At 39.5% G+C, this 14,823-nt stretch carries 10 protein-coding genes; 7 read left to right on the top strand and 3 right to left on the bottom strand.

Annotated elements, in window-relative coordinates:
* Positions 1–132 precede the first annotated feature (132 nt).
* From G4Y78_RS09025 to G4Y78_RS09000, 6 genes are all read left to right on the top strand, one after another.
* A complete protein-coding gene (locus G4Y78_RS09025; RefSeq protein WP_163832709.1) occupies positions 133–4,182 on the top strand; it encodes a DUF4347 domain-containing protein in 4,050 nt (1,349 codons plus the stop codon).
* Positions 4,183–4,259: 77 nt separating this feature from the next.
* On the top strand, positions 4,260–5,753 hold the full coding sequence (locus G4Y78_RS09020) for a TolC family protein (protein WP_163832708.1): 1,494 nt from the start codon (positions 4,260–4,262) through the stop codon (positions 5,751–5,753).
* 148 nt (positions 5,754–5,901) lie between these two features.
* Positions 5,902–6,645 (top strand): efflux RND transporter periplasmic adaptor subunit, encoded by a 744-nt coding sequence (locus tag G4Y78_RS09015; RefSeq protein WP_163832707.1) that lies wholly within the window; start codon positions 5,902–5,904, stop codon positions 6,643–6,645.
* On the top strand, positions 6,642–7,997 hold the full coding sequence (locus G4Y78_RS09010; protein ID WP_163832706.1) for an efflux RND transporter periplasmic adaptor subunit: 1,356 nt from the start codon (positions 6,642–6,644) through the stop codon (positions 7,995–7,997). Before G4Y78_RS09015 ends, G4Y78_RS09010 begins: the two co-directional genes overlap by 4 nt.
* Positions 7,998–7,999: 2 nt before the next feature.
* Positions 8,000–10,072: a hypothetical protein gene (locus tag G4Y78_RS09005; protein ID WP_163832705.1), complete on the top strand. Its 2,073-nt coding sequence runs from the start codon at positions 8,000–8,002 to the stop codon at positions 10,070–10,072.
* Positions 10,073–10,229: 157 nt separating this feature from the next.
* Positions 10,230–11,177, top strand: coding sequence for an inverse autotransporter beta domain-containing protein (locus tag G4Y78_RS09000; RefSeq protein WP_163832704.1), 948 nt, complete (start codon positions 10,230–10,232; stop codon positions 11,175–11,177).
* 140 nt (positions 11,178–11,317) lie between these two features.
* Here the strand turns inward: G4Y78_RS09000 and G4Y78_RS08995 are convergent, their stop codons facing one another.
* The 3 genes from G4Y78_RS08995 to G4Y78_RS08985 form a co-directional block, all read right to left on the bottom strand.
* The gene (locus tag G4Y78_RS08995; protein WP_163832703.1) at positions 11,318–11,608 is read right to left on the bottom strand and encodes a MarR family winged helix-turn-helix transcriptional regulator; all 291 of its coding nucleotides are present in this window, start codon (positions 11,606–11,608) and stop codon (positions 11,318–11,320) included.
* Between the two features lie 125 nt (positions 11,609–11,733).
* Positions 11,734–12,924 (bottom strand): nicotinate phosphoribosyltransferase, encoded by a 1,191-nt coding sequence (gene pncB / locus G4Y78_RS08990; protein WP_163832702.1) that lies wholly within the window; start codon positions 12,922–12,924, stop codon positions 11,734–11,736.
* 10 nt (positions 12,925–12,934) lie between these two features.
* Positions 12,935–13,669, bottom strand: coding sequence for an isochorismatase family protein (locus G4Y78_RS08985; protein ID WP_230425720.1), 735 nt, complete (start codon positions 13,667–13,669; stop codon positions 12,935–12,937).
* A gap of 351 nt (positions 13,670–14,020) precedes the next feature.
* Here G4Y78_RS08985 and G4Y78_RS08980 point away from each other — a divergent pair, with 351 nt between their 5' ends.
* A complete protein-coding gene (locus tag G4Y78_RS08980; protein WP_163832701.1) occupies positions 14,021–14,758 on the top strand; it encodes an NUDIX hydrolase in 738 nt (245 codons plus the stop codon).
* Positions 14,759–14,823 lie beyond the last annotated feature (65 nt).

The raw sequence follows: 14,823 nt of genomic DNA, 5'->3' as shown, positions 1-14,823 counted from the left end.
CCAAACCTTACAATCATCAAGTCTTATCAAAAATAAAACAAACTGTTTAGTCTACGTGGTTATAGTCTTTAATATCCGATGAACTATTCAGACTAGATGTAGTATAAATAGAAGTAGTATTTTGTATATTTTATGAAAAAAACTAATAAAAAAATTACAAATCAACTCCCTACATTTGATTTCAACCCATACATTGAGTTATTGGAACCCCGGCTGCTTTTTGATAGTGCAATGGCTGTTGAATTTGAGATTGCTAACGAAACTAATACAGAAGTTGAACCTAATGCCTTTCATCAAGAAGTAGAGCATCAAGCACTACTAGCTGCTCTGGAGCAAGTAAATCCAGAATTATCCACAACTGTTGCATTTGTAGATTTAAACCTGCAAAACGCCCAGGATATTATTAACTCATTAGACAACAATATCAGTGTTTACCCAATCCCCGCTAATCAAGATGGTCTAGAAACTATTAATACAGCACTATCCAATCACCATACTATAGAGGCTATTCATATTTTCAGTCATGGCAAACCCGGTGAATTAATCTTAGGTAATAGCACTGTAAATCAATTAACGATTAATCAGCTTTATACCGATCAATTTAAGTTGTTAGCCACCAAACTCAATGATACAGCAGATATATTCATTTATGGTTGCAATGTAGCAAGCTCCATTGTAGGGCAAAATACCATCGCTTTATTAGCCAAACTCACTGGCGCAGACATTGCTGCCTCTACAGATATTACTGGTGCTGCTACAAAAGGTGGCAACTGGCATCTGGAATATCAACTGGGTGAAATTAATCAACACCCATCCATTCTTCCCGCGCAATTTCGTCAACATTATGCACATACACTTGCTGCACCAGGCAATGTTGATGGGGGCAGCCTGACTACCTGGCTAAAAGCAGATGCAGGTGTTACTGAAGCTGGCAGCCTGGTGTCTGCATGGCAGGACCAAAGTGTTAATGGTGGTGATAATACGGTTGTTCAAGCCTTGGATGCTCAAAAGCCTACTTTGCTAAATAGTAATGATGCAAATGCAGCCAATTTTAATCCCGTTTTATTTTTTGATTCATCAGGGGCATCTGATGATTATTTAACAAAAACCATGGTCACCGGCACTGACCTGATCAGCGCTGCTAATAATACTATTTTTGCTGTAGTAAACGTTACATCAGTAGGTGTTGTCATACAGTGGGAGCAAATCAATGGTCTGTTTGGGGATAACCGAATAAGTATTGAATATGAAGCCCCTAACAACCCTCGTTTGGACTTTCCAACCGATGCAGTGACCAATAAAATTGTTAGTAATACTGTTTCAACTAATTACCATATTATCACAGGCGTTACGTCAGCTGCTTTAAATAGTTTATTTGTGGATGGTTTAGAAAAAGGTACCACTATTCCTACAGCAACAGCAGATCCAACACAATCTGGTACTTTAGCTGTAGGTACCTTTCCAGAGCTAATAGGTTTAGTGACCCCCACCATGAACCTGGCTGAAATTATTATTTACAATACCAACTTATCACTTGCTAATAAACAACAGGTAGAGTCGTATCTTGCTATTAAATACGGTACAACGCTTGATACAACGGATAGTGATGGCTCCATAATAGAAGGAGATTATAAATCTTCTGATGGTACAATCGTTTGGAATGCTATAAATAATGCAACATTTCATAATGATGTCGCCGGCCTAGGTCAAGATGACAATTCCGCCCTTGATCAAACCCAGTCACAATCAATTAATTCAGATAGCATCCTTACTGCTAGTGGCGCCTCTTCACAAGATAATGGTGACTTTTTTATTTGGGGTAATAATAATGGATCACTCACTGAAACCACTACTGATAAGCCGCTAGGCGTTAATCAACGAATTACCAGGGAATGGAAAGTACAGGAAACGGGTGATATTGGCACAGTTGACTTTTCTTTTGATCTAAGCACTATTGCTACTACCGGTACAGTAACTAGTGATTTTGGCTTATTAGTTGATACAGATGGGGATGGGGATTTTACTACAGGCACCGTCAACACTATTGCAGCAACTAGTTATGATGGCACTAATCTGACATTCGATAACCTCAACATAGCTAATGGTGATGTTTTTACAATTGCTTCGTCTCTCAATCAAGGCCCATCCATCAATAACATAGGAGGTGATAGCCAAACCTATAACCGCGAGGATGGCGCCCAACTCATTGATCAAGGTAATAATGCTAATATCGTGGATGTCGATAACGCAAATTTTAATGGCGGCAGTTTAACAGTACAATTTACCGCTGGTAATGACAATGCGGAAGATCAATTAGCCATTCGGTCCCAAGGTAATGGGGTTGGACAAATTGGTGTGGCAGGCAACACTGTCAGTTTTGGTGGTACTGCAATTGGCACCCTTTCAGGTGGCACAGGAGGGACTCCCCTGCAAATTAACTTCAATGCTAATGCCACACCTGCAGCCACCTCAGCCTTAGTCAAACAAATCAGTTACGAAAATATCGATACCAGCAACCCTACCGCCGGTAATCGCACGATTCAATATACGCTAAATGATGGCAATGGCGGCATTAGCCTCCCAGTACAAGCCTCTGTTAATGTCAATGGTACGCCAGTAATTAGTAGCCTTAATGGTGATAGCTTTACTTATAATCGCGGTGATGGTACCCAATTAATTGACCAAGGTAATAATGCTAATGTCGTGGATATCGATAATGCAAATTTTAATAGCGGCAATTTAACAGTACAATTTACCGCTGGTAATGACAATGCGGAAGATCAATTAGTCATTCGGTCCCAAGGCAATGGGATTGGACAAATTAGTGTGGCAGGCAACACTGTCAGTTTTGGTGGTACTGCTATTGGCACCCTTTCAGGTGGCACAGGAGGGATTCCCCTGCAAATTAACTTCAATGCTAATGCCACTCCTGCAGCCACCTCAGCCTTAGTCAAACAAATCAGTTACGAAAATACCGATACCAGCAACCCTACCGCCGGTAATCGCACGATTCAATATACACTGAATGATGGCAATGGTAGCAATAGTGTTCCAGCCCAAACCACAGTTAATGTCAATGGTACACCAATAATCAAGAATTTAAGTGGCGATAGTCAAATCTACTTAAAAGGCTCAGGTCTTCTTCCCATCGACACAAGGCAAAATGCTATTGTTGTAGACCCTGATAATGCTAATTTTTCAGGCGGTCGATTAACCGTACAACTATTAACAGGCAGCGATAAGCAAAATGACCAGCTAGTTATTCGTTCGACAGGCAATGATCTCAATCAAATCAAGATTTCAGGTAGTTCAATCAACTTTTCTGGGGTCACCATTGGCACTTTCATTGGTGGTAGCAAAAACATTCCTCTGACAATTAACTTAAATAATCAGGCTACACCAGCAGCTCTTTCCGCTTTAGTGCAAAATATTGCTTTTTCTAATAATGAAACTTTACCTTTACCAGGAAATCGTACTATTCAGTTTCAGTTAACCGATGGTAAGGGGGGATTCAGCCCCAGTATTAATGCTAATATTGAAGTCGCTAAAACAACTGCCCCCGCATTAGTCATTTCGACCCAAACGAAGCTGGACATTGATATTTTACCAGAAGAGCCTTTGAAAGAAGTAGATGAAGAATTAACAACTACTTCTACTGATGAGCAACAGCTACTGAACATTACCACTATCGTTAATCAACCTTTGATGCCAATAAACATAGTGAATGCAACCAAAGACTATCATTCCATTGGCCACCAAAATCCGGATACTACCCGCACAGCTAACAGTTTATTTAACAAAAGTCCAACCTCTGACCAGGAAATAATCCAACGCCCGGTTATCGTTGAGCTTGAAAAGTCTACTTTAAAAGCATCCGAATTTTTGATTGTTAGCTCTAAGGCTGACAGCAGAGGATTATTTGGCTCTTTGGAACATTCCAACCAATTGAAAGGCCAACAAGTGGTAGGTTACAATGCTCAACTAATAGATGGATCTGCTTTGCCCGTTTGGTTTCACTTTGATAATAATAAAGGTACATTTAACGGGTCACCACCTGCAGACGTAGATCAAATTTCATTAAAAATAAATGTTAAGCTAGCCAATGGTGATATTGTATTGCGAGAGGTCACTATTAATACTCATACTGGTGAAGTTCACTATCAGCAACAATCAGCGCAATAACAGCGCAAAATTTTTTCATTTAAATGCTATACTACAGTAGTAGATTAGATGTATTCATTATTGCTTGCTGCTATGAAATGAATAAAACTATTGCTGTATTTGTTATAGTGTTAATATTAAGTGGCTGTAGTATCCACCCTATCCCCATCACCCTCAAACAACACCAGCAGCGTTTAAGTCAAGACCAGTCAGCATTACAGGCGAATCAACAACCGTTAACTGCCCCCCTTGCTTTATCAGATGCAATGGCTAGAGCGATTCGTTACAACCTTAATCACCGCATTAATTTGTTACATGGGGCCCTTTCTGCTCAAGAGCTAACTACCGCCCGACTTGAGCTACTGCCAAAACTTACCGCACAAGCGGGTTATAACTATCGATCGAATATAAATGCGTCATCCAGTGAGTCAATCGAAACCGGAACTGAAACCCTAGAACCATCGACATCCACTGATCAAGAGATCACTGAAGCCAGCTTATCCTTCACCTGGAGTGTATTAGACTTTGGTTTATCTTATGTACGTGCTAAACAGCAAGCTGATCGTTATTTAATGGCCAAAGAGCACATTCGTAAAATTGCTCATCAAATTATGCTGGATGTGCGCTCTGCTTACTGGCGGACTGTCGCCCAACAGCGTCTTATGAAGTATATCGACAAGATTATGACTCAGGCGGAAAACGCTCTGAAAGACAGCGAAGTTATTCGTAAAAAAAGACTACAGTCACCTTATACTGCCCTGAGCTATCAACGAGATATTTTATTAATTATTCGTGAGCTGCATATTTTACGAAAAAACGTACTTCCAGCAAAAGCTGAGTTGGCTAAACTAATTAATGTACTACCAAGCAGTAATATTCAAGTGATAGAGCCTGCAGCGAATGCTATGTGGCTACCAGACCCGCCGATGACACTTAACGAATTTGAGCAATATGCATTGTTGCATCGACCAGAATTAATCAATGAAGTATACAAAGAGCGAATTACAGCTGCTGAAACCAAAGCTGCAATGTTGCAACTACTCCCCCATTTAAAATTACAAGCAGCTGGCCACTATAACAGTAATGATTTTTTAGTTAACCAACATTGGGGAGATATTGGATTTGATATCAGTTATAACCTATTAGGCACTTTCTCCCAGCTTAGTCGCCTAAAAACTGCAAAAGAAAAACAAAATATTATTCAACTTAACCGACTGGCCATGCACATGGCTGTATTATCCCAAGTACATATTTCCTGGCAGGCATACTATCAAGCTATTGATGAATTTAAAGCATCCAGTCATTTCAGTGAGATTGAGCAAAAAATTGTCCACCATGTTAGAGTCAATGCTAAAAAAAATCGACTGGGTAAAAATGAGTTATTAAGAGCTGAACTTAACCATTTACTTGGAAAATTAAGGCGAGATCTCAGTTATGCTGACGTACACAATACCTTTGGCCAATTATTAGTTGCTTCTGGTATTGACGTTTTACCTAAAACCGTTACAGATAATACCTTAGATGGTTGGGCTAGTAGTATAGAGCAAAAAATGCAAACCCTCGGCGACATATCCTTCGTAAACAACTTTTAGGATTTGTTGTTCGATGGTTTCCCCTAAAAAACCCTACGCTTAAGGTATAACATAATCACTGCGAACCCAATTAATTGAAAGCCAAATGTATATATTATTAACCTTCTCCATTGCAATGCTTATAACTGCAACAGGCCCCCAAATAAACATGCCACCCAACCCGGCTTTATCTACCACGACTGAAAACCTGGATTATCAGCAAAAATTACCCGACATAAATACACCTTTAGCACAACATTCCTTAATTAGAGGTATTATCAAATCTCAGCATCAAGTAGTGCTTTCTTCACAGATTGGTGGACAAATTATGCAGCTGCCGCTGAGTATCGGTAAAACTTTTCAGCAAGGTGATTTATTAATGACCCTGGATTGCCGCCATTATCAAGCAGAATATCAAGCAGCTAAGGCAAAATACCGAGCTAAATTAAAACATTATCAAAACAGCCAATCACTGCTGAAGCATAATGCCATTGGACAATTGGAAGTTGCCCTTGCCCAAGCAGAAGTGGACATTGCTAATACAAATATTACCAAAGCGAATATCAGCGTACAGGGCTGTGCCATAAAAGCGCCTTTTTCTGGCAAAGTAGCTCGCTTGCTAGCCCAACCTTATCAAAGCATTAAAGCTGGTGATGCTATTATAGAAGTAATCGATCATCAACATTTATCTGTGGAGTTGATTATTCCTGACAGTTTTTATTTTCAAGTCAAACCTTCCACATTACTTATTTTTCAGATTGATGATAGCCACCAGCAAATTCTCATCAGTATCACTCAAATTAGCCCCACAATTGATCCCGTTAGCCAGACTTATCGTGCATTTGCTCAGATTCGTAAGTACAACAACAAACAACTTGTTGTCGGTATGAGTGGAACTGCATTAATAAAATGAGTGATTTAAATATTGGCATTAAACAACCAAACACAAAATATATAACTAGTTTAACTCGACTAGTTAAACTTGAAAATCAGGTTCGCCAAGTAAAATCTATTAAAGCCCTACAATTTCTTATCGTTAACCATACCAATCAACTATTACTTTATGATCAAGCCTTCTTGGTTTTTTACCAACATTGCCAATGGAGGTTAGTAAGTATAGCTAATGCATCTGTTGTAGATGTTCATAGCCCCTTGGCTTGTACAATAAAAACCATCACTCACAATCATCCCAACTTTTTTAAAAAAACTGAACTTAACCCAAACATCAAACAACTTTTAAATACTAACAATATTAACAGTCAAAACTTAATAGTACCTCATGTACTTTATCAACCTATTTATTTACCAACGGGCAAGTTGGTTGGGGGATTATGGCTTGGCAGGACTAAAATAAAGTGGCAACCTTCTGAACAAAGGTTATTAAGTCATCTCACCACTATTTATGGACATGGTCTCCAAGCATTAGGTATCAAAGACAAACAGCTACTTTGGATAACCCCCAAAAAGGTAATTGTTTGTTGTATAATGTTGCTTCTTCTGTTTTGCTACCCTGTCAGCCTAACCATTACGGCACCTGCAGAAATTATTTCGCGAGCCCCCACAGTAATAAGCGCACCTATTAGTGGTGTAATTAAACAGCTATGGGTTACCCCTAATCAAACGGTAGTCACTCAACAAAAATTGTTTAGCTTCGAAACAACAGATCTTGCGAATCAATTTGCTATTAGCCAACAACAATTAAACCTAGCTTATACCCGTTATCATCAAGCTCTACAGGTGTCTTTAAAGCAGTCACTAACTGAAAATAATATTGCTCTTTATCAAGCTGAAGCGAAATTACGTTTAGCTGAATCAACATTTACCCAAGCTCAACTGGCTGAAGCAGAGGTAACAGCTACTCAGACAGGCATCGTACAATTTTCCTCCGTAAATGATTGGCAAGGTCGTCCTGTTGCAGTTGGCCAACAAGTGATGACGATTAGTGATCCCCATGATTTAATAGTTCATATCCATGTACCCGTAAAAGACTATACATTACTTCCAGATAACAGCAAAATTAAACTGTTCTTAGATGCAGCGCCACTCCAGCCATTACAAGCAACTTTACAGAAAGTCAGCTTTTCAGCCTCGCCTCACCCTATCGCAGGATTAAGCTACCAGCTTACCGCATCATTAAATGATTACCAAGGGATAGCCCAGATTGGCTTAAAAGGTACAGCCAAAGTGTACAGCACGTCAGTCTCATTATTTTACTATTTATTCAGGCGCCCCATTACAGCTATAAGACAGTTTCTGGGAGTATAGCTTTGCAACCAACCCGCTTGCGTCAAGATCTGCAGTTTTTCAACGGCCCAGTGGATATAAATGGCGCACCAACTTGGTCACTTTATGATCCAGCTAAAAACCAATATTTTCGCATTAGCTGGCGTATGTATAAAATTATCCAACACCTATCTAAACAAGTCTCATCGACTGCAATAACCTCTATTCTAAAAAACCTTAACGTTTCCACAACTGAAATTAACCAGGTAAAATCTTTTTTAATCAAACATCAACTTGTTACTCCTGTTAACGAGACATTTTCTCTTAGTAATAACAAGCCGTTCACTCAATTCTTCAAACATTATCTATGCTGGAAAATACCGCTTTGGCAGCCGGACCAGTTCATTCAAGCATTATTACCATTAGTAAAAAAGTGCCTATCCCCCTATTTATTTTATTGTTGGCTGATAATAACCATCATTGGAAGCTTCTGGATTTATAGGCAATGGGATGTTTTTATTAATAGTTTCTCTTATTTAAATCAACCTATTGGTGTACTTTTATTGATTGTTTGCTTACTATTTACCAAGCTCGCTCATGAGCTAGGTCATGCTTTTGCTGCTGCATACTATAAGTGCAGGACTAACTGTATCGGTATTGCCTTTATTTTATTATGGCCACGTTTTTACACAGATAGCAGTCACAGTTGGCGCTTGGTTAATCGCAATCAGCAAATTATTATCGATGGAGCTGGGGTATTAACTGAAGTTATGCTTGCTGGTTTAATGTTGTTTTTATGGCATTTTCTACCCGCAGGCCCTTTACAAAACTGTGCAGCCTTTATCGCAACTAGCGGGCTATTATTAACATTAATTATTAATTTAAACCCTTTTATGCGCTTTGATGGTTATTATATACTCTCTGACTGGTTAGCCATTGACAACTTGCAAACCAAAACCTTTATTTGCGGCAAATGGTATCTACGTAAACTCTGTTTAGGCTTAACCAAGCCTTGCCCCATTCAAGCTCCAATTACTACTATTCGATTACTGGTGGTATATGCCTGGTTAACTTGGCTTTTTCGATTAGTCGTGTTTTTTAGTATTGCTCTGCTAGTTTATGCATTTTTCTTTAAAACTTTAGGTATCGCACTATTTTTAGCAGAAGTTTACTGGTTAATTTTACGCCCCATTCTGCTTGAATTAAAACAGTGGTGGCAATTAAAGCAATTTATCCAAAAGCCGAACCAATGCTTGTTACCTATTGCTATTTTCTGTGCCTTATTAGTTTTACTCGGTTATCCTTTTAGTTGGTCTGAGCTTATTCCAGCACTCTATCTGCCACAACAAAATCAGCAGTTGTATGCATTTACTGCAGGAAGAGTCACTGCGATACATGCCAATCATCAACAACAGGTTACTTTAGGTGATCCGATACTCACTCTAGAAAACCCATTATTAAAACATCAAATCAATATTAGTCGATTAAAGATTAGCCATATAAAAGAGCAATTGCGCCAAACGACTAGCAATAGTCAGCAGTTGTATAACCGAGCCCTGATTTTAGAACAACTGACTCAAGCTAAACAACAGTTACAAGGCTTACTGCAAAAACAAGATTTATTAGTTTTAAAAGCCCCCTATACAGGAACACTCTACTGGCATTATCCTACCCCCAACATGGGTCAATGGGTAAACTCTGAATATGCTTTAGGTCAACTCATTACACCGAAACGTTCCTATTTGACTGGTTATAGTACAGCAACAATACGTAATCAGTTGAGTGAAACTAAGTCAGGGATATTTTACCCAGAAATACCTGAGCTACCACCAATAATGGTTAAACTAAATCAGGTAAGTACTATTAACTCACCTTTACTTGAGCAAACTTTTTTTCAGTCAATATTTGGTGGGTCCATCGCCGTACGAATAAATCAAAATAATCAAGCTATACCAGAGCAACCAATTTATCAGGTTACTTTTCAAGTGATTGATTATCCTCATTACCCTCCTCAAATGATTGCAGGTTCAGTAAAAATTGTGGGCAAAGCACAAAGTTTAATCACTCGGATTTATAATAGAGTGTTTGCTGTTTTAATTAGGGAATCTGGCCTGTGATACTGTCCGTTATTTGACCAAAAGCTTGTTTTTGACTAATGGTTTTATATTGTGTAGATTACGACAGTTTTTTAAATGGATGATTTAAATACTATAGTCTTCACTTCAACAAAATAAGTAGTGAGTAGGCTCAGAAGTAACCAAGCAGTTGGTAAATATGATTAAACAAAAAGCATTAATTGTCTTTAGTGTTAGTACTACTTTACTTTGTACTAATAGCTTTGCAGAGGAAGCAACTAATAAATGGGATGGCTGGTTATCAGGTGAGGGAGCCTATACCGACGATAGCTCATTTGGTGACTTCAATTCCTTTATTCCTGTAGTTCAAGATGACTCAAGCGTTTCATATTTAAATATTTTGGCGAAGGCCAAAGATGACTTCTCTGAAGCACAAGCAGGTTATGGTTACCGAGAAATCATTAATGAAGACTGGGCTGTTGGTGGCTACGGTTTTCTTGGCAATAAACGCACCGAACATAACAATGACTTTTATCAACTCAACTTTGGTGCTGAAGTCATTTCCTTCGACTGGGATTTTAGGTTTAATTTTTATATTCCCATAGGTGATAAAGAAAAAGAAGTCAGCAGAAATACAGCTACCAATCAAATTCGCAAGGAATTTGCTTATCATGGTGCAGATGTTGAGGTGGGTTATCGACTCCCCATTTGGGATGAGACTGACGATAACCAAATGCGCGTTTATGGTGGCAGCTATTATTTTGATGCAAATGGTGCCGAGCATATTGCTGGCGGTCGGGTCAGGCTGGAATACGATATCGCCAATATTGTCAGCAGTATCCCTGGTAGCAGCGTTACCTTAGGGGCGGAATACCAACACGACAATGTCAATAAAGAAACCAACGTTTTGACTGCTGCTTTTACAGTGCCGTTTGATTTTTTCAGAAGCAACAAACAAAGCCAATATAATCACTTAACCCCGCTGGAAAAACGTATGAGCAGAATTAGACCACAGCGAGTGGATGTGATTACCCATGTGGAAACGGCTCCGCTCACCACTTCTGCACCAGTGCCTGTTGAGCCTGAACCAGAACCATTACCAGATTTTCCAGAGCCTGAACCAGACCCATTACCAGAACTCCCATAGCCATTATCTGATGGAGAGGGCTGTGGTAGTGATGAGCTTCCCTAACCTATACCTATATTGAACAATGAATTAATCAGTAAATAATTAAAGCCCCATCATTAACGGGGCTTTTTTATCTGGCCTGAAGATTTCTACAGGCTCTACAGTTTTTTCAGAATGTTACGGCCTTTTGCTGTCAGATAAATAAGTTTAAACCTTTTATCTTTAGCATTTTGCTTTACGCGAATCAGCTGCTCGTCAGGGTTTCCTGCTCTACCCTCTTCTAATCGCCGAATCGTGGTGGCTACATTTTTTTCACCAACCTCCATTCGTTGAGCAATTTCAGAAACTGAGCTGCCTTCATTGTCACCAATAGCAGCTAAGGTAGCGAGGGTACGCACGGTAATGCGAGGGTATTTTAGTGACAGATTGATTACTTTTTTAGTGTTCATAATTGGCACTTCTATTACGAGTATAAGTACCAATAAGCATGGCATGAAATTGTACAATATCAAGATTTACAACCTAACTATTCAGTGCTGCCGTTTACACTGTTACTGATTCATTCTGCACTAGTTTAAACGGTAGGTCCGTTATAATGAAAAACCTGCTTTAAATACTCCACGTAGGTTGCATCTTGGCACATAATTTTGCCAGTACTGTCCGATAATTTCGCTACTGGCTGACCATTGCACTCAACCATTTTAATCACGATGTTTAGGCTTGGACAGCCTAAATCATTCGTTAAATTAGTCCCAATACCAAAACTGACATTTATTCTATTGGCAAAGTGCTGGTATATTTCAAGTGCTCGTGGAATGTCTAAACTATCACTGAAAATTAAGGTTTTACTTTTTGGGTTAATACCTAACCGCTCATAATGGGCGATTGCTTTTTCACCCCAGGTAATCGGATCTCCAGAATCCTGGCGAATCCCATCAAACAGTTTGGCAAAATACATGTCAAAGTCATGTAAAAATGCATCCATGCTAATCACATCTGTTAGCGCGACACCCAAGTCACCCCGATATTCTTTTACCCAAGCATCCAAAGCAGCCTTTTGACTATCGATTAGTCTCACCCCTAGTGCCTGATGGGCCTGTAGCCACTCATGAGCCATGGTCCCAATTGGCGACAATTCAAGCTCACGGGCAAAATCTACATTACTGGTACCCACTAAATATTCACCCAGCTCGTGCTTTAAAATATCAACAACCTCAAACTGCCATTCTCTGGAAAAACGACGGCGGGTACCAAACTCAGCCAAACTAAAACCTGACAAATCAACTTTCGTTGCAGCCTGCTTAATCATTTTTATTTTTTCATAAAGACGACGACGCCCTTCGTTATAGTCCACATCAGGATACTTATTACGTGCTACCACCTCACTGATGATAGCTAAAATATAAATTTCAAAATGGGTAATATGAACCCATGGCCCATGAATGGTAATCGCCAACTGGCCATCTTCAATAAATACTCTTACATGCTTAGGATTTAACCGGAATAAGCGCAAATAATCGACATAATCTTTTTTTATATACCGCAGTTGTTTTAAATAGCGCAGCTCATCTTCACGGAAATAGAGTTCAGATAAAGCCTCTACTTCATCCCGTATTTCATGAAGGTATGGCCTTAAGTCAAAGTCACTACGACATTTAAAGCACACAACAGCATCTGCCTCTGGATACTGATGCAGCATGGCCTGCTGCATAGTAAATTTGTATAAATCGGTATCCAAAGGGGTTTTAATAATTGATCGGGACATGGGCTATTCCTTACTGACTGATCTTAACTTGTGCCGCTGACTTTATAAGTAAAATGCCCGCTTTATGCATGTCATTAAGCGCTTCATTAATACTGTTTTCTGCAATTCCCCGACAAGCCGCCAGGTTAACAATCACCTGAAACTTAGCTTTGGCCAGCTGTAACGCAGTTGTTTTAACACAGTAATCCAAAGCTAACCCACCCACCAGCACAGTTCTGACCTTATGCACCAATAGGTATTCAATGACACCCGTGCTTTTAGTGTCGGTCAAATCGTGATAGCAAGCACCATAAGGATGCATATCTGGCTCAATTCCTTTCCAAACAAAAAAATCGTAGGCAGTTATTTCAGGCAGCCCTTCAATAAGTGTAAACCCTTTTGTCCCAGGTACGGCATGTAGGGGCCAATACACATCAACATTCTTGCCCTTTAACGGACTTAACGGTGGATGATTTTGATCAGCAACCCAAACTGCCTGAGGAGAGTGGGCATCTTTAGACCCTAAACGATATTGGGCTAATTCTGCCTGTTGGTTCAATTCTGCCACTATGTCAGTACCTTCTGGTACAGGCAGCTCATTAGGACAAACTGGTGTAAAGCAATTTTGTGCATCTACATCAAATGAAGCCACCGTATGCTTAGGGCCGACACTGATTACAGCGGTTGTCACAACGTTAGCATTGGCTTTAGTGGCAACCTGTTTCGCTTCTTTAGTGTCATTTTTAATCATGTCATATTCTACCATGACCCACCTTCTTAAAGAACCTAATTCATTAACATAGTGAATTAGGTTCCTTTTCAAGTCAAGCAACTTGTTACTTTTTGATCAAATTAAGCCCGATTGGTTTTAAAGGGTTAGGGCCTGTTAACACACAAATAACAAAAAGCGGCCATTATAATGAAATTAATCGCTGATGGCGTAAATTTGTGGCTATCGTAATGTTCAAGCCCCCATCAGCTTACGCATAGACCTTAAACAATTACTAGAGATGCTCTTTAACTTGCAGTAATCAAAATTGATGGTATAAACACAGCAGTATTGGTATTTCCATACTGAAACAGGTAGCAACATTGACAATAAGCCGTTTTAGACACGATGGTTGATCACTCTCAAGTTACAGAAGCCGAATATCTTGCTCAATACAATGTTCAAGATTTTGATGTGCCATTATGCACAGTGGATATAGTACCGTTTCGGTTTCACAACCACCGACTCCAAGTCTTAACCTGTTTACGCCACCAGCATCCAGAAAAGGAACAGTGGGCATTACCAGGTGGGTTTATTGATATCAGCAAAGATAATGACTTGGATGCAGCAGCTCAACGCAAATTGGTTGCAAAGATAGGTACAACCGCCCCTTACTTAGAGCAAGTACAAACAGTCGGTAATCAGCAACGAGACCCCCGAGGTTGGTCTATTACGGTGATGTACTATGCATTGTTTCCAGGTAGTGCAGTGAATCAGTCTCTGCTTCCTGATACTCGCTGGTTAAACTTACAAGGTAACACTATTGGGCATCCCTTGGCCTTTGACCATAACCAACTGATTTCTCTGGCATTAGAGCGTTTGCAAAATAAAGTGCAATATACTTCTTTACCTGTTTATTTATTGCCCGAGTGTTTCACTCTAGCAGATATCAGTGATGTATTTCTGGCTATTCTTGGCAAAACCCCCCCCATGCGATCAATTCGCAACCGTTTTTTAAATGAAGATTTATTAGAAGATACTGGTGAAAAACGCTATGGCAGTAACCGACCTGCTACCCTGTATCGGTTGAAAAAAACTGCTGTAGCACAGTTTTATAATAGGCTGTATCACACTACTCAGCCCTGAAGGAAATAAAACGAAAACTACCTAATTAAAAATGAAGCATCAATTTATTCAGTGTAAAAAACCAA

The organism is Spartinivicinus ruber, from assembly GCF_011009015.1.
Classification (GTDB): Bacteria; Pseudomonadota; Gammaproteobacteria; order Pseudomonadales; family Zooshikellaceae; genus Spartinivicinus; species Spartinivicinus ruber.
The sequence above is the reverse complement of the archived record's forward strand: the minus strand, read 5'-3'. Positions and strand labels throughout refer to the sequence as shown.

Excerpts from the sequence above, each read along its gene's own strand:
- G4Y78_RS09025 (WP_163832709.1), top strand. The coding sequence starts at position 133 with ATGAAAAAAACTAATAAAAAAATTACAAATCAACTCCCTACATTTGAT.
- G4Y78_RS09020 (WP_163832708.1), top strand. The coding sequence starts at position 4,260 with ATGAATAAAACTATTGCTGTATTTGTTATAGTGTTAATATTAAGTGGC.
- G4Y78_RS09015 (WP_163832707.1), top strand. The coding sequence starts at position 5,902 with ATGCCACCCAACCCGGCTTTATCTACCACGACTGAAAACCTGGATTAT.
- G4Y78_RS09010 (WP_163832706.1), top strand. The coding sequence starts at position 6,642 with ATGAGTGATTTAAATATTGGCATTAAACAACCAAACACAAAATATATA.
- G4Y78_RS09000 (WP_163832704.1), top strand. The coding sequence starts at position 10,230 with ATGATTAAACAAAAAGCATTAATTGTCTTTAGTGTTAGTACTACTTTA.
- G4Y78_RS08995 (WP_163832703.1), bottom strand. The coding sequence starts at position 11,608 with ATGAACACTAAAAAAGTAATCAATCTGTCACTAAAATACCCTCGCATT.
- pncB (WP_163832702.1), bottom strand. The coding sequence starts at position 12,924 with ATGTCCCGATCAATTATTAAAACCCCTTTGGATACCGATTTATACAAA.
- G4Y78_RS08985 (WP_230425720.1), bottom strand. The coding sequence starts at position 13,669 with ATGGTAGAATATGACATGATTAAAAATGACACTAAAGAAGCGAAACAG.
- G4Y78_RS08980 (WP_163832701.1), top strand. The coding sequence starts at position 14,021 with ATGGTTGATCACTCTCAAGTTACAGAAGCCGAATATCTTGCTCAATAC.